At 40.5% G+C, this 17322-nt stretch carries 14 protein-coding genes; 6 read left to right on the top strand and 8 right to left on the bottom strand.

The window, feature by feature from the left end; genetic code table 11:
• The first annotated feature begins 60 nt into the window (after positions 1–60).
• Positions 61–336: a GerW family sporulation protein gene (locus JW841_07690; protein ID MBN1960815.1), complete on the top strand. Its 276-nt coding sequence runs from the start codon at positions 61–63 to the stop codon at positions 334–336.
• A gap of 15 nt (positions 337–351) precedes the next feature.
• Entirely contained in the window at positions 352–729 is a 378-nt protein-coding gene (locus JW841_07685; protein ID MBN1960814.1) for a sporulation protein, read from the top strand.
• Positions 730–804: 75 nt separating this feature from the next.
• Here the strand turns inward: JW841_07685 and holA are convergent, their stop codons facing one another.
• Complete coding sequence (gene holA, locus JW841_07680; protein MBN1960813.1) at positions 805–1812, bottom strand: DNA polymerase III subunit delta; 1008 nt, start codon at positions 1810–1812, stop codon at positions 805–807.
• Between the two features lie 10 nt (positions 1813–1822).
• Complete coding sequence (locus JW841_07675; protein MBN1960812.1) at positions 1823–2395, bottom strand: hypothetical protein; 573 nt, start codon at positions 2393–2395, stop codon at positions 1823–1825.
• A 119-nt stretch (positions 2396–2514) separates the two neighbouring features.
• Between JW841_07675 and JW841_07670 the strand changes: the two genes are divergently transcribed.
• Positions 2515–3234 (top strand): hypothetical protein, encoded by a 720-nt coding sequence (locus JW841_07670; protein MBN1960811.1) that lies wholly within the window; start codon positions 2515–2517, stop codon positions 3232–3234.
• A 140-nt stretch (positions 3235–3374) separates the two neighbouring features.
• Here the strand turns inward: JW841_07670 and typA are convergent, their stop codons facing one another.
• From typA to JW841_07645, 5 genes are all read right to left on the bottom strand, one after another.
• Positions 3375–5204 carry a translational GTPase TypA gene (gene typA, locus JW841_07665; protein MBN1960810.1) on the bottom strand — a complete coding sequence of 610 codons (1830 nt, stop codon included), beginning with the start codon at positions 5202–5204 and terminating at the stop codon, positions 3375–3377.
• 66 nt (positions 5205–5270) lie between these two features.
• Positions 5271–6623: a tetratricopeptide repeat protein gene (locus tag JW841_07660; protein MBN1960809.1), complete on the bottom strand. Its 1353-nt coding sequence runs from the start codon at positions 6621–6623 to the stop codon at positions 5271–5273.
• Between the two features lie 12 nt (positions 6624–6635).
• Positions 6636–9188 (bottom strand): DNA gyrase subunit A, encoded by a 2553-nt coding sequence (gene gyrA, locus JW841_07655; GenBank protein MBN1960808.1) that lies wholly within the window; start codon positions 9186–9188, stop codon positions 6636–6638.
• A 165-nt stretch (positions 9189–9353) separates the two neighbouring features.
• Positions 9354–10016 (bottom strand): flagellar assembly protein FliH, encoded by a 663-nt coding sequence (locus JW841_07650; protein ID MBN1960807.1) that lies wholly within the window; start codon positions 10014–10016, stop codon positions 9354–9356.
• Between the two features lie 56 nt (positions 10017–10072).
• Positions 10073–10840, bottom strand: a complete 768-nt coding sequence (locus JW841_07645) for a hypothetical protein (GenBank protein MBN1960806.1) — start codon at positions 10838–10840, stop codon at positions 10073–10075.
• Between the two features lie 211 nt (positions 10841–11051).
• Between JW841_07645 and JW841_07640 the strand changes: the two genes are divergently transcribed.
• From JW841_07640 to JW841_07630, 3 genes are all read left to right on the top strand, one after another.
• Complete coding sequence (locus JW841_07640) at positions 11052–11756, top strand: DedA family protein (GenBank protein MBN1960805.1); 705 nt, start codon at positions 11052–11054, stop codon at positions 11754–11756.
• A gap of 60 nt (positions 11757–11816) precedes the next feature.
• Positions 11817–13022 carry a bifunctional phosphopantothenoylcysteine decarboxylase/phosphopantothenate--cysteine ligase CoaBC gene (gene coaBC, locus JW841_07635; GenBank protein MBN1960804.1) on the top strand — a complete coding sequence of 402 codons (1206 nt, stop codon included), beginning with the start codon at positions 11817–11819 and terminating at the stop codon, positions 13020–13022.
• A gap of 183 nt (positions 13023–13205) precedes the next feature.
• Positions 13206–13529 (top strand): NGG1p interacting factor NIF3, encoded by a 324-nt coding sequence (locus tag JW841_07630; GenBank protein MBN1960803.1) that lies wholly within the window; start codon positions 13206–13208, stop codon positions 13527–13529.
• Between the two features lie 58 nt (positions 13530–13587).
• Here JW841_07630 and JW841_07625 read toward each other — a convergent pair whose 3' ends face one another.
• Positions 13588–17073 (bottom strand): hypothetical protein, encoded by a 3486-nt coding sequence (locus tag JW841_07625; protein MBN1960802.1) that lies wholly within the window; start codon positions 17071–17073, stop codon positions 13588–13590.
• Positions 17074–17322 lie beyond the last annotated feature (249 nt).

The following is a 17322-nucleotide window of genomic DNA, read 5'->3' as shown; positions in this document are numbered from 1 at the left end:
GAAAATGTCGGCGAGGACAGGCAGAGGCATGGAGAACCTTAGTGAATCATATGTCAGAGAATGGCAAAAGCCAATGCGGTAATGGCTAAGCCAATCAGTGTTGGCAACCGCCATGTAGTGACCTTATGTGAAATTTCACTTGGTTTTGGTGCGGGTGGTGGCAGCGGTGAAGGTGATGGTGGCTTTCATCATGCTCATTACGCAAAAATAAAAACAGATTGTAAAGGTAAAGGTAAAGGCGAAGGTATTGGTGCTGGTGGTGGGGCTAAGGCTACTCCAGTTGCTTTTCTTGTTATTGAAGATGGCAAAGTTCGTTTTGAAAAACTTGGTAATTAAGAAGGAGTAATAACTATGCAACAAGTGCAAGAGATAGTCGAAATTATTGGTGACAAACTTACCTCAATGGTTAACAGTGATGGAGTAGTGGGAACACCTTTAGAGATTGGTGGAGTAACTTTAGTACCGGTTTCTCATTTGAGTGTTGGCTTAGGTGCTGGCGGAGGTGGTGGTGAAGGTGAGACAACAACAGGAGACTCAGGTAAAGGTAAAGGTATGGCTAGCGGTTCGGCTGGTGGTGGAAAGGTTCGGCCTGTTGCAGTTTTAGCGTTTACTGCTGCAGGTGTTGAAGTCATGGCTATTCCAGAAAAAGATGGGCGTATAAATAAATTACTTGATAAATTGCCTGGCCTTATTGAGCGTTTTAAAGCTAAGCGTGAAGCTGAACAATAATTTTAAATAGTAAAAGTGTTATTGCTTTATAGATAGTTCTGATTAGTATTGGGAGCTTTGGCGCGCCACCAAATACTAACCAACGTTGCGTTTATAGCTGGCAATAGCGACAAGCATGCGATCTAAAGCAACCCCAGGGGGTAGTTTACTGGATTTAAGTTTAATATCAGTCTGCAGCGCTGCATCTAAAGCAAAAGTCAATTCATTGATTGTGTAGCGACGAGCTTGTGTTAGTAAAGAGTTAATTAAAAATGGTCTGATACCTAAGGTTGAAACGATTTCTTGATTTGATGCTCGGCGACTTGCTAGCGTTTTTATCTGTAAAAGTTGGCGAAACTGACGAGTAATCATACCTAATATTGCCAAAGCGCTTTCACCGCCTGCAAGAATATTTCTTAAAATGATAGCGGCTTTATCAAGCTCGCGATTACCAATGGCGTCGGTGAGTTCAAAAATGCTGTGAACGCGGGTTGGCGCAATTAGAACTTCAACATCTTCAGCACTTATGGGGTTAGTATTGCCAGAATAAAGCGCGAGTTTTTCAAGAGCGCGGTCAATATTACCTACATTTACACCAATAAGATCACCTAATAACTGCGTGGCATCATGATTAATACGATAACCAATTTTACGTGCTCGCTTTTCAATATAACCAGATAGCTCTTGTTGACGTGGCGGCTCAAAAGTAAATAAAGCGCCCATTTTGGCTAATTTTTGACCCAGTTTGGTGCGTTGATCGAGTTTGCTGCCAGATAAACATAAAACGCTATAATTTGATGGTTGCTCAAGATAGGCAAGTAATGGGGCTTGTTCTGCCGATTTAAGAAAATCGATACTAGATACATGCACAAATCTTTTTGGTGCCATCATTGGCATTGTACGCGCTGCTTCAATTGCTTGGATGATCGGCGTTTCGCGTGCTGAAAATTCATGCTTATTAAAATCAGCTGCAGCAGTTAATGTCTTTTGACGTACTAAAGATACTGCTTCGCTGACTAAAATACTTTCACTGCCAATTAAGGCGTAAACCGTTGATAAAGAATCTTCTTGAAGGGATTGTTCAAAATTTCTATCAGCAATCACAGTTTAACTCTTAGTCTTTAGTTTTATCCGTATCAGCTTTAATAGCGCTGATCGTACGTAACTGGTCAACCAGATTTTGTGCAACGCTACCAACTAAACGCAACAGTGCTTCATGACGATTAGCCTCAGTATGCAAATCATTGGCAGGTTCATTATGGCTAAGGCTAGGTAAGAAATCATCAGCTAGGGTTACTTGTCCACGCCAAAGTTCATTATTATTGCTAGTTAGTGTTGCTAGCACGGTAAAACTTAGGCGGTATATTTCAATTGGTTGATTGGGGTCACGAATTGGGGCGGTAGTAATATTGGCAGAAATAATGCGACCGCTTAATACTGCATCAGCTTTATTAGTATCATTGGTTATAAAGACGCCTGATGCTGCTAGTCGTTGTGCAATTGCAGTAGCAAGATCGCCAGCTATGCCAATCGGTTGATCTTCGATAAAACCTGCCACAGCAATAGTTTTTGCGTTTAGTAGTGATTGATTATGCACCAAGTTATAGCCGCAACTATTGATAAATGCGGCGCTAAAAATACCGAGGCAATACAGGCAATAAGCCAATGTTTTAATATTTGCAAACACAAGAACAACTTAATATATGAAAGCATCATTGGGCAACAACTAACCAAAAGTTAATAAAAATTTCTAAAGAATGCTAAAGCTGCTTGGCATAAAGCCGCAGGCCTTTTAAACTAAACCCTATGATAAATTTCGATGACGATAGCCCCGAGATAACTACTGAAGTGCCGGTTGCTAATGTGCCAGCTGCTAATGTGACGGCTAATGTGGCTAATGTGCCAAACAGTGTGGCAAACGATAATGCACTAGCGTCTTCGCCATCAAGCCCATCGACCAATCACAGTAGTTCATCAAACACATCAACTACAGATCTGCTTGATGAAGTATTGCAACAGATCTCAGAGTTAACTTTACGTACAAATAATATAGATACAGCCATAAAAACCCTTGATAGCGCATTATCTGACGTTGGTGAGACTACCCATACCGGATTAGTAGAAATACGTGGATTATTAGCTAATAACGGTGAAGCGCAACCGCAAAAGTCATTGACTGGTATCAATGAACGTTTTGAATTGCTCGAAGTTATGCTAGCGAAAATTGGTAATCGCCAGCGTATGTTTATTGGTCTTTTAATTGCTGCAATAGCTATCGGGGTAATAAATGCAATTGCTATTTTCAGCTTTGGGTTTTCTCAAGAGACTGATATTTCTTTTACGCCTCCAGTTTCAACAAATGCAGCAGAAATTCCAGCGTTAACGCCAACCACAAGCTCACCCAATTCTTCAAACTCTGATGATGGTTTGGTGCCAGCTATCCCTAGCAACGTACCATCACTAGATCCTGTAAAAAGACCAGGTCGGCCTTATAAAGGTATGCGTCGGCACAATAGGCGTCGGTAGAGATTAGCTATTCATTCTGAATACTGAATTCAAATCTCCTGAATAAAGGTAACCTATAGACTCATCGCCAACGGTTTTTAAGAATATAAAAACAATTAATCAATGCTAAGCCTGCTAGGTGATGGACACTAAGTTAAATGTTACTCTTCACGCTCGCGGTCTTTATCTTTAGTACTCGGTCGCTTATTGGCAGCTAAGATACGTTTACGCAAACGTATCGCTTCGGGAGCAACTTCAATCATCTCATCATCTTTAATCCATTCAAGACAGCGCTCGAGGGGCATTTGGCGTGCGGTAACAATTGCAACATTTTCATCATGTCCAGTGCTACGCACGTTGGTTAATTTTTTCTCACGGCATACATTTACATCTAAATCATTAGGACGAATATGCTCACCAACAATCATACCTTCATATACTTGTGTATTTGGAGAGATAAAAAAGGCACCGCGTGATTGTAAATTATTAATGGCATATGGGGTAGCTATGCCCAGGCGGTCAGCAACTAAGGCGCCAGCAATGCGTTTGGGGATGGCACCACTATGAGGCATCCATCCTTCAAAAACGCCATGCATGATAGCAGTGCCACGTGTAGCAGTAAGCATGGGATTACGGATACCAAATAATCCTCGTGTCGGTATAATATATTCAAGTCTAGTGCGGGAACCTTCATTGCGATGATCAATCATTTGCGCACGTCGTGGACCAAGTAGTTCGGTCACCGCACCCATATATTCAAGAGGTACATCGATAGCTACACGTTCAACCGGTTCTTCTTTACCGGACTTGCCATCGCGAGTGACTACTTCGGGATTGCGTACGCATAGCTCAAAAGCTTCACGACGCATAGCCTCAATAAGAACAGCAAGTTGTAATTCACCACGACCAAACACACGAAACTGCTCAGGTGTATCACCATCTTCTACGCGAATTGATGGATTAGCATATGATTCTTTATAAAGTCTTTCGCGCAAATGGCGACTAGTTACGAATTGGCCACCGCTTTTACCAGCAAGGGGACCATCGTTAACTTGAAACACCATAACCACAGTTGGTTCATCAATTTTTATAGGCTCTGGCAATGAAGTGGCTTGATTATCAGCAACAATATCGCCAATGGCTATGTCATCAAAACCAGATAGAGCAACAATGTCACCACATTTAGCTTCAGTTAAGGGTATACGTTTTATCCCTTGAAAAGTATAAACCCCTGTTACGCGCGTATCATATTCACGTGTTTTTGTATTCACGTGAGTAATTTGGTTAGTTTTAACTGCGCCCGATTGAATGCGCCCAACTACTAAGCGTCCGACATAATCATCGTAAGCCAACTGATTGACCTGCATCACAAAAGGTCCATCGCTGTGGTCTTCGGGAGAGGGAATAGTTTTAATAATTGCTTGTACTAAAGGCGCAAGGTCAGTACCTGGTTCATCAATTTTTAGCGATGCCGTACCAGAACGAGCATTGGTATAAAGAACCGGGAATTCTAATTGATGCTCATGAGCGCCAAGATCGATAAATAAATCGTAAATTTCGTTTAGCACTTCTTGTGGGCGTGCATCTTGACGGTCAATTTTGTTGATTGCTACAACTACAGGCAAGTTTTGCTCAAGCGATTTTCGCAAAACAAATCTAGTTTGTGGTAGACATCCTTCGGCGGCATCAACAAGTAATAAAACACCATCAATCATGCGCAAGGTGCGTTCAACTTCGCCACCGAAATCAGCATGTCCAGGGGTATCGACAATCTGAAATGTATCAGATCCAAAACGAACCGAGGTGCACTTGGCAAGAATGGTAATCCCACGCTCGCGTTCTTGGTCATTTGAATCCATAGCTCGCTCGATAATCACTTGATTATCACGAAATAGTCCGCCTTGGCGGAAAAGAGCATCGACTAAGGTGGTTTTGCCATGATCGACATGGGCAATAATTGCAAGGCTATAAAGGTCTTCGCGGCGCTTCATGGTCGCTGGTTACTTTCTTTATAAATGAAATGATAGTTTAAAACTGCACTGCTTCTCTTATCTTAGTTATTGAGGCGTGTCCTCTTTTGCTGGTGCAATAGGCGGTTTATTACTATTGGCATCAGGTTTAGAACTAGCATCAGAAGTTTTAACAATGGACTTTGGTTTGTCTATAGATTTATTTTGAATGTTTTCTGGTTTTGTTTCAGATTTTTTAGGTTTCACTGGCAGTATTTGCGTATCAGCAGTATCGAGGCCTGTAGCATCATCAGCGTCAAGGTTTGGTTTTTTACGTTTAGCCTTACGCTTGTTTTTTTTGTCGCTTTCTTCTTGATTTGCATTAGCGAGTTCAGTGCTATCTTGGTTAATAGCCTCAACTTTTTTTAACTGTTTATTATTACTATTATTTTTATTGCTAAAGGCTGGTGTATTTAATAAGTCGTTTTCATTATTAGAAGGCGAAGCTATCTTATTGTTTTTGTTATGTTTACCTGTACTATCATTTGCAACAGCCAAGCGTCGCTGAACATAATCAGGCAGTTGAATATCTTCAGCAGGACGCACATGATCTAAACGACGACGCAGATGGCGAATTTTGCGTTGGACTAGAAGCGGATTAGGGTGATCGGCAAGGGTTGCATAATAATATGCTAAAGAACGATCTAAATCACCAAGTTCTTGATAACAATTACCCATTTCAAACAATACTAATGAAGCAAACGAAGGGTCGGGTTTACCTTCGAGCAATTGCTCATATGTCGCAGTAGCATCAGCGTAGCGACCTTGTACATAATAAGAGTTGGCTATTTGAAAACGAGCCTGTGCGGCTTCACTAGAATTGGGCCAGCGATTAATTAACGCTCCTGCTTCAGTACGAGCTTGTTCATAGTCTTTTAGTTGAAAGAATGCTCCTGATATTTGCAGTTGGGCCCAGCGTGCTTCTTTTTTGTTTGGAAATTCAGCAACAAGTTTTTGATATTCGCTGATAGCAGCCTCAAGATTGCCAAGCGTGTGATGATAAATGTCGGCAATCATTGCACGAGCTGAAAAAGCATATTCTGTACGTGGGTATTGTTGTACAAGTTTTTGATAATAATGAATCGCTTGATTATAGTCGTGTAAATAAAGGGCGTTGACTTTACCCAAACGATCCATAATTAACATACGTTGTTTATCTTCTGCTTCACTAAGCTCGTTTTCATTTTCAAGGCGTTTAAGTAACTTATGGTAAAGGCGCTCGGCAGCAACATATTGTTTTTTATAAAGCAAGTCATTGGCACTTTCGATGCCACTTTGAATATCAGTTTTACAACTTATCAGGATGGTGAAAAAGGTAATGATTATACTTAAGATAGTAAAAAGACCTAAAGGCCCAATTGCTTTATTTTTTTGTGGCTTGTTGCAAATTATACCTAACATTTAAAAATCCACCTAAAGATTAGTTTCAGATATATCTTGAGCATCAGTATCAATCACCGGAGCCACAGAGGCGACACTTTCACTATCACCAACCGTAATAACTCTAACGCCTTGAGTGGCGCGACCAAGAATTGAAATATCTGCAGCGCGTAGGCGAATCATCATGCCACGATTAGTAACTATAACAATTTGATAATCAGAAGTCACGGCATCAACAGCTGCAACTAAACCATTTTTCTCCGTAACCTTACAGTTAATTATACCAGAGCCACCGCGACCTTGCAGTCGATATTCATTTAATTCGGTTCGTTTACCATAGCCATTATCGCAAACTGTTAAAATTTCTGGTGGCTGTTTATTGCCGTTTTGCTTAACAATGACCATACCTACAACAGCGTCGCCTTCGCGTTTTAAATTAACCCCGCGAACCCCCACAGCATTACGACCCATAGGTCGTACTTCGCTCTCAGCGAAACGAATCGCCATACCTTGCCGTGTGGCTAAGAGAATTTCGCACTTACCATCAGTTAAGCCTACTTTAATCAGTGAATCGCCTTCATCTATAGATAAAGCAATTAATCCGCTATATCTTGGGTTAGAGAAGGCCATAAGATCAGTTTTTTTAACCGTGCCATGAGACGTTGCAAATATTACATATTGACCTTCAATAAACTCACGTACAGGTTGCACTGCGGCAATACGTTCGTCTTTATCAATACGAATTAAATTAACTAAAGGTTTGCCACGCGATTGGCGTCCGGCTTCGGGGATTTCATGAACCTTAAGCCAGTATACTTTACCACGGTCGGTAAATATAAGTACGTATGAGTGTGTTGAAGCAACAAAAACGGTTTCAACAAAATCTTCTTCACGCGTAGTAGTTGCAGTTTTACCGCGACCGCCACGACGCTGAGCGGTATAAGTATCAATCGGAGCTCGTTTTATGTAGCCAAGATGCGATAGCGTTACTACCATTTCTTCATCAGCAATGAGGTCTTCTACTGACATAGCTCGTGCATCACGCACCAGTTCAGTGCGACGAGCATCGGCATACTCGTTTTTAATAGCATCGAGTTCAGCGATTATTACCTCAAGTAACAATTCGTCGGACTGAAGTATGGCAACTAAACGTGCAATAGTTTGGCGCAAACTGTCTGCTTCAGTTGCAAGCTTATCACGCTCAAGACCAGTAAGACGTGACAGACGCATCTCTAAAATGGCTTGAGCTTGTTCTTGGTTAAGTTGAATGAAGCCTGAAGCTAGGGCGGTTGATCCCGGCTCATATTCAATGGTAAGAAGGCGCTCACATAACTCACGAAATGCCGGCGATAATGGCAACTTCTCAGCCATAAGTGCTTCGCGAGCTTCATCGGTATTAGGAGAACGACGAATTATTTCAATGATACGATCTATTGAATCGATTGCAGCAAGCAAACCAAAAACGACATTAAAACGCTTGCGCGCTTCGCGAAGTTCATATTGAGAACGCCGAGTAACTACTTCGCGACGATGATCAATAAAATGCTGCAATAAATCTTTTAGTGATAATGTTCGTGGCTGACCATTAACAATTGCCACCATATTTATGCCAAAAGATGTTTGTAGCTGGGTGTTTGAATAAAGCTGATTTAAAACAATATCGGCATTGCCATCACGCTTAAGATCGACAACTATACGCATACCCTCGCGTGAAGATTCATCGCGAATGTCGGCAACCCCCTCGATTCGACCTTCTTTTATGAGTTCAGCAGCTTTTTCAATTAATGCGGCTTTATTTACGTAATACGGGATTTCAGTAATGATAATACGATCGTTCTTTTTGCCTTCTTCAATTTGGGCACGACCACGAACTTGAATGACCCCACGCCCGGTTTCATAAGCGGTCAGCAAATTGCTGGTGCCATAAACAAGGCCGCCAGTGGGGAAATCAGGGCCCGGCATAAAAGCCATGAGATCAGTAACTTGTAGTTTGGGATCACGAATTAATGCCTTAACCGCATTAATCGTTTCACCTAAATTGTGCGGTGGAATATTAGTGGCCATACCAACAGCAATGCCTGATGTGCCGTTTACTAATAAATTAGGAAAACGCGTAGGTAGAACTAATGGTTCTTGCAGCGAGTTGTCGTAGTTGGGACTAAAATCGACGGTTTCTTTGTCGATATCAGCAAGCATCTCGCTGGCCAGCTTGGCCATGCGAACTTCGGTGTATCGCATAGCGGCGGCTCGGTCACCATCTACTGAACCAAAGTTACCTTGACCATCGACTAATAAGTGGCGCAGCGAAAAATCTTGCGCCATACGCACTAAAGTATCGTAAACCGCAGCATCGCCGTGCGGGTGATATTTACCGATTACATCACCGACTATACGAGCTGACTTTTTATAGGGACGGTTATAGGTATTGCTTAGCTCTTGCATGGCGAACAAAACACGCCGATGCACAGGTTTAAGGCCGTCGCGCACATCAGGCAGAGCCCGCCCAATGATAACTGACATCGCATAATCGAGATAAGATGCTCGCATCTCATCTTCGATATTTATCGGGGTATTTCTTTCGTGTATTCCTGAAGGTAAACCACCAGTATCACCTGAGTCAGCTGGTGGTACGTTTTCAGGTGGGGCGCTAGGGCCCTCACCGCCTGGGGGTGTTACATCACTCATGGCGCCGGCTTATAGCGTACCCTGACATTGATGCAAAGGGGCGAAAAGCTTATTTGATTAGAAAATCTAGTGTGCTTCTAAAAGCACTCGTTCAAAGACGGCTAATTGGGTTTCAAGCTGAGCATCGATAATTCCAGCATCAGTTTCAATAACTACACCATAACGAGCAACATTGGGGTCTTCGCGTATGGCAATTTCTTTGGCACGACTGAGAACTTCAAGTAACTCAGCACGATGTTCTCGCACTACTGCAAGATCATCAGGATTAACCCTCAAGACCAGCTCGCGGCGTTGGCGTGCTTTATCACTTAAAGCTTGTTTAATAATATCGACAACCACTTCGGGGCGTAATTCAAGCTCACAGCCAATGATTTTACGCGCAATAGTAAGGGCTAAATCGCGTAATTGCGCAATGGCTTGTTCTTCAATTTGCTGCAGTCGGCGGCTGCTTTCAGCAACTATTTGACTGAGTTCTGCTGCCCCTTTATCACAGCCTTCTTTATACCCTTCATTGCGAGCTTGCTCTTTTAGTTCATGTGCATCTTGTTGAGCTTGTTCGCGAATTTCGGTTGCCTCAGCCTCAGCTCGCTCACGAATTAGCTGCCCCTCGCTACGGGCTTCAATGACATCACTACGAATAATTGGAGCTCGACGCAAAAGAGTGTCAGTAAAACCAGTGTCAGGTGAAATGTCGCCATTATCACTGCTACGTTTAATTACTTTTGCCATATCTTTAATATTGCCATGGTAATGGGTGATCGTTAAGCCCCACATTGTTTTTTTATTTAATGGCGTTTAGCCCGTCGTCTAACATAGCGTTTTTTATCAAGAAAAAAGTCTTCATCAAGTGTTGCCGGCAAATTTGCTTCACTACCGCTAACTTGCCATTCTTGTTCACATAATATTTGTGCAGCTCGACGTTCAATGCGTGGTCGATTGTCATCTTTGAGGACGATCTCACTTAATTTGGCTATAATATTTTCCTTAACTTCATCAGGGATTTTATTTTCGCTGGCAGCGCGTTCACATAAGTCCATTACTGCCCACCTAACATCATCACTATGATCAACAAGAAATGGTACTAGGTTAGATAGAGTATTAGGATTATCTATGTCTTGAGTGATTTCCCAGATTAACTGTAATTTAGCTTCATTTGAGCGATAGTCATCAGGACCATAGCGATTGAGCGTTTCAAGTACAAAGTTATTGGTAGCCTCATCACCGGCGATACGCCGATAAGCGCGTAATGCATAAGATAATTGTTCTTGGGTGCTAATATATTCTGCTAATGGCGCCAATGATTTTTTGCCAATTTCAACTAGTTGATTTGTAAGCCATTTTTTTTCGTCTTCATCGGCAATATTACCAGAAGCATTGGCCGCAAAACGTTTAATAGCTCCAAATAACGCTTCAGGACTACCATCGTTAAGCAAACGCGCCATTTCGCGCATGCGGATGTCAGTTTGCGCATAGGGATTGCAGGCAAGTTTGGATATTTTCGCCACTTTTGCGGGTGATAATGGTCCTTTGCCGAATAAACTCAACAGACCCATTTAGGTACTACCTCCCAGAGATGACGGTCCATAACACTTATTGCAGTTAATATGAAACCATTGAAGAACTACAAAATTCCTTCTGTTGGTATTAAGCACTGTTTGCTACGTTATGCCATTTATGTAAGCAGAATATTTAGTCCATGAAAAATTATTGCTTAAAGGCTGAGGTTAAAAGTATTTTGGCCAAAAGAATAGAAAGGTTCGCTTAATGTCTGAGTTTTTTAGCCATGCAACAGCTTTTTTTACAAATGCTATCGATATTTTTCTTCATCTTGATGTTCATTTAACAGCATGGGCCAATGTTTTTGGCGGTTGGCTTTATGCGATTTTGTTTTTAGTAATTTTTTGTGAAACCGGTTTAGTAGTAACACCATTTTTGCCGGGTGATTCTTTGCTATTTGCTACTGGCGCTTTGGCTGCATTGCCAGGTTCTCCGTTACAAATTGGTTGGGTGATCATTCTGTTAGCTATCGCTGGTATTTTAGGCGACTCGGTGAATTATGCCATTGGCAAAAAGATAGGCCCGAAAGTATTTCGTTCAAACTCGCGTTGGCTAAATCAACGTCATCTGCAGCGCACCCATGAGTTTTATGAAAAACATGGAGGCAAAACTATTATCTTTGCGCGATTTATGCCGATCATTCGCACCTTTGCTCCATTTGTCGCTGGCATTGGCTATATGAGTTATCGTCGCTTCTTGGCATTTAATGTTATTGGTGCCATCGCTTGGGTGACTATGTTTAGTACTGCGGGGTATTTTTTTGGCTCTATCCCTCATGTCAAAAGCAATTTTCAATATGTGATTTTAGCTATAATTATCATTTCGCTCATTCCAATTTTTGTTGAATTTATTAGAGCACGCAGACAAGCACGTCGTGCCGCAATGACGCCGGCAGATGATTCAGTAGCATAATATTAAATGTATTTGATTAGTAACGGCGATATGTTAGGTTTTGTGCAAGGTTAATTGCCCATGCTAACAGGTAAGAACATTGTTTTAGGTGTTACTGGTAGTATTGCTGCTTATAAGGCAGCTAATCTGGCTCGTATGCTTATGGAAGGTGGGGCCATAGTTTGGCCGATTTTAACCGAGTCAGCTACTCGGTTTATTGGTCCGCTTACTTTTTCAGCGTTAACTGGTAATCGTACGGTTACTGATATGTGGTCAGCTGCAATGGCTTATGAGATTGGTCATGTTGAATTTGCCCACAAAGCAGACGTGATGTTGGTAGCGCCAGCGAGTGCTGATGTGATTGCTTGCATGGCCGCTGGTCGAGCTGACGAGCCTTTAACTGCTGTTGCTTTAGCTATGCGTGCCCCTATTATTGTTGCTCCGGCAATGGAAGAGGGTATGTGGCTAAATGCAGCGACGCAAACAAATATTGCCACATTACGTAGTCGCGGGGTGCGTATTGTTAATCCTGGTAGCGGTCATTTAGCATCGGGTCGTTTTGGTGTTGGTCGCTTAGCAGAACTTGAAGATATTTATGAAAGTGTACTTGCAGCACTTATCCCTCAAGATCTTGCAGGTCAACGCATAGTAATTAGCGCTGGTCCAACCCGAGAATTTTTTGACCCGGCGCGTTTTATTTCTAATCCTTCAAGCGGCAAGATGGGTTATGCACTAGCGGTGCAAGCACAAAGGCGAGGGGCTGAAGTTGTATTAATTACCGGGCCAGTTGCTCTGACCCCGCCTACTGGTGTGCAAGTAATACAAGTTGTAACAACCAATGAAATGTTAGAAGCATGCCTTAAGGCTTTACCAGGTACTAAGGCATTAATAATGGCCGCAGCTCCAGCAGATTATAAACCAAGTCAACGCGAACACCACAAATGCAAAAAAAGCGAAATGGGTGATAGGGTAAAAATAGAGCTTGAGAGTAACCCAGATATTCTTAGCACTTTAGCTCCTCGTGCAAAAGGTGTGGTGACTGTTGGTTTTGCAGCGGAGAGTAGAGATTTAATTAAACAAGCGCAGCAGAAGCTGATTGCTAAAGATTTAGATTATATTATCGCAAACGATATTTCGCGCAGTGATGTTGGCTTTGCTACTGATGAAAATGTGGTAGTTATTATTGATCGCAATGGTGATAAAGTATCTCTGCCGATTTTACCTAAAGGACAAATCGCTAATGTCATTCTTGATAAAGTAGCGCAGATGTTGATAGCAGAACATTAGCCGAAATTTTAAATTTTCAAAGGCATTTCTAATGCTTGATTTTGGCGAATTACAAATGACGCCTTCATATTCCTTAACCTATTTAAAATATTTAGTTTTTACAATAAGCAAAAGCTTAAAAAAATACTAAAAATTCGTTAAACTATGGCATTAGATACTCAAATTGCGCTAAATCATAGACTTATGTTTACCTTAGTTACTTTTATCCCCATTGCCCATACAGAAAAAGTGCTTGAGGCAATTTTTAGCGCGGGTGCAGGCAAGCAAGGCAACTATGAACATAGTTGTTTTGTGGTGCGTGGTGAAGGGCGTTTTCGACCCTTAGCTGACGCACAACCATTTGTTGGGGTAATTAATCAAGACGAACATGTTATTGAAGATCGGATTGAGTGTTTGGTTACAGAAGAATATATTGAAGCGGTGCTTAATGCTTTGCGCGTTGCTCATCCTTATGAAGAACCTGCGATTTATGTTTATAAATTAGATCCGCGTTGTGGCAATAAATAGTTTAAATTAAGTTATGCAGATTAGTATAAATAACTGCTTAGATTATAAAATATTTATTTTACGGTAAATATACTTTGTTAATTGTAGGAACAATAACGTTTGCCTGAAAGTCTTTAGTATAATTAACTAGTGCCTCATATAAATCAGTTAGTTGAGCATCGATAGCAAGATCCATCAATGTTTGACAATTTAATTTGAACCGATTTAAGCGATTAACATATGCAATAATATCAATGTTTGTTGTGCCAGAAGGTCCACGTACAAAATCATTGTAATTAATTTTAGGAGATCCTGGTAGAAGTTTAGGGATGATTTGTTTAAGAGTAGTTGTTTGTAACCAGGTAATTTTGGGCACTGGCATTGGAACATCGGCATTTTCATTTTTTATGCGCTGAACTAATTTGGCAAGTGTAGAAATATAGTAACCAAAATTCATTTTTGCATTCGAACTATAGTGAGCATCAATGTGTTCATTAAATAGTTCTAAGGCATTATCGGCAATAAATGATTCTTTTTGAAAACCAATTTCAAGTTGCTCAAATCCAAAAGCTAAAAGCCGATTTCGCAATTGTGCGGTTGAAGCTTTGCTCTTACTAATGGATATAGCTACCTCGGGTTCATAAATATCAAAATATTTTTCATCAAATATTTCGGCAATATTTTTGCCACTTAATGGGCTATTACATATTTGATTAGCGTGTTCTTTGAATCTCTGTGCTGCGTCTAAACGCGCATGCAAATCATAAACAGCTTGAATTAATTCATCAATATTTTTAGCATTACTTAGAGGTTCAAGTAATTTGCGATAATATGATAACTCAACAGTTAGATTATCAGCAATGCGGAAGATTTCATCAAGAGCACCTAATATGACATCATTGGTAGTTGCTTGTGCAAAAATGTTTTTGCTTTGCCGAGATAATCTATAGTTGAATAATGCTTCAATGGTATTAACCGCATTGCCAAGTTTTGTCTGCGCAAATTCTAAAGAATTTTTGTCAATACCAAGAGCCAATTTGACTTGCTCGATACCTAAAGGGTTACCCTTATTTTCGCTAATAAAATAATCATATAATTGTTGGGCAACATCTTGAGGTCGTCTGAAATAGCGGCTTAGAATACCAGCAATTGGTTTGCCTTCTTCGCCGATAAAATTGGCGAGATGGCGTTGATCGGCAATCGCGAGAATATAAGTAACAAATTCTCTAGCATTTGCTGATATAAATTTAGCAAACGGTACATCAGCACCATAGCCACCATAGTTTTTAGCAAAGGGTATATTCCAGAAGTTATTAGTTCTCTTAGGTGAAGCAAGTAACGGATTACAAGTTTGGTCTGTTGCATCATTCATTAATATATTGCGATATTTTGAGTATTCTAGAGATACCGGCGAATTTTTCAACGATTCAACCGGCAAATTATCTGGCGTTTCGGTAGAAATGGCAGCTCGGCGATTTAAATGCATAGCTAAACCTACCGGCCCGAAATTAAGTAATATATTACCTATAGTAGAAGAGACCATCTCGTTAATGCGTTTAGTTTTTATGTCTGATGGCAAGTCTGATTTAGCAATGGCTTGCTTTTGCGACCTACAGCCTTGAACATCAAGGACAGTGCTATATGCAGCAGAGACGAGTAGCGCATTACCTGAAATGAAGCCAGTTAAGCGTGCGCCAGGCAGCTTTTTAATCCCCGGGATATTAGTTACGGCTACTAATGTCAAACCAACTTGAGAGACAATAAACATTTTATCGCTTGCGGCATTGCGCTTGCGATGTACTGATTTATCTTCTCGTTCATCAATTTTCCAAGTAGCAGCATTTAAGGTTACACCTGTAACAATGGTAGCGATTCCGATCGGGCTAAGAACCCCCTTGCTTGCTAAACCTAACTGGCGCAGTTGTGCATTTACAAACGCTGAGTGTACCCCATCGCCAACACCGACAAAATTGACTAATTGGCTGGTTATTTTTAAGCCCTTTTTAAAATCATCAAAACCATCAGTTGCATCAACTACTTCAGTGCTGTCTTGCTCATTTGGTTTATAGGCAATCCATCCTTCACCAAATTTATTTTTTTGTTGCAGTACTTCAAAGTCACTATGTTGGTAATCATTAATATACATTCCGGTATTGATCGGGTCAAACAATAAACTGCGCCCATTATCAAAGCGCGCTTCAAAAATATATTGAATACTAACTAATCCTGAAAGTTCGTCAATAAATACCGTGGGTTTAAGTTTGCAGTTTTTTCTAAAATCAGTCGCCGCTTTTTTACCAAATTCTTCTGCCACATTTTTTTCAGCGGCAATAACATTATCGACAATATTTTTATTAAAGGCATCAATTTGTTTTTGATGTTCGGCTTTAGCTTTTTTAAATTCTTGTGCAGATGTTGGTGAGTCTGCTGATGATATTATGTCAATATCATATTCGAGCATTATGCATGCATGCGATAATGCAATTGGGCTGTCTTCGTTCCAAAAAATTTCATAAAGATTTTTATTTTGTAATTTTTCAACTTGCTTAAGAATAGGGGTTAATTGCCCATTGGCAATATTATGTAGATTATTTCGGGAATGTTTGCGTATGGCTAACTCTTTTTTATCCTCGATAGTAAGTCCGGGCACCCCAGAAGGTGCAGTCATATGCCATCGGCCTCGCATGCCCCTAGTGAGAACAAAGCTGGCGCGTTTATTAATTTCTTCAGGTGAGTAGGTTACAAATACCTTTAAGCCATTACTGGGACAGTAATACGTTACTTTATTGTCAGCGGTTGTTATTTGCAAAAGTGTCGATGTATATTGGCCCAATCCATACATAACTGCTGGTTTAATACCGATAAGTGCGACTTTATCGTTTGATTTATCGGACAAGCGAATAGTTTGAGCGGATAAATCAAAATTGGGCAGGGTTACAAAGCTGATGCAATTTAACGCATCTTTTAATTGATCTTTATAAGTATCTTCAATGTCTTGATAAAAATTACTATCTTTATAAAGACGATTTTCACATTGCTTTCGTGCTTTTAAACGAAGGTCATTTTCAGTTGCTTTGAATATAAATGTTTGTGGCTGATGTTTTTGCAGCGCTAAAATATTTTTACTAATGATTTTATCGATATTGTTTTTGATAACTTTTATTTCTTTGCCAAGTTTATTTTCATTAATCGGCACAGCAGATAAATCCGCTGGTGCAGCTTTTAAAACACATTGCGAAGCTTTTAATTGTATGTCTGATGGTTTGAAAATTTTAAGTTTATCATTTGGTAGCGAATATTGTGGCACAAACGAATAATCTAAACAGCATGTATTGTAGGGGTTTTGAGAATTTGTTGTATATGAAATATCGATGTCTTCTAGTGGGTTATCGCTTGACAATGGTTGCGAAATTACCTCTGGGTTACTGTCAGTAGTAGCCTTTTTAGCGCTTGCATCATCAGCGATAGTAGATTCTTGCCAAGTTGGAGTCCATGACCAAGAATATTGAGATTGTGCTGCTTTTATTTGGTTAGCAGTATTATCTATGATTTTTTTGGTAGCCATTAAATAAATTGTGTGAAAAGTTACGCCTTTTAAATTGATTTTCGCAATATTATCAGAATTGTTGCGAAGATTTTTAACTTAGTTATTACCGATCGGAGATTTACAAGATCATTTTTTTCATACCCGCTACCATGGCGATTTAATTAACCTTTGCAAGTTTTGACCACAGTCAGGTCATGTCGTTAACTGGCGTTAACAATATAAACTAAAGTGCTTGTCAAACCTGTTATTTCTAAATATCTCTGTTTA

Source organism: Deltaproteobacteria bacterium (genome assembly GCA_016931625.1).
Lineage (GTDB): Bacteria > Myxococcota > XYA12-FULL-58-9 > XYA12-FULL-58-9 > JAFGEK01 > JAFGEK01.
The sequence above is the reverse complement of the archived record's forward strand: the minus strand, read 5'-3'. Positions and strand labels throughout refer to the sequence as shown.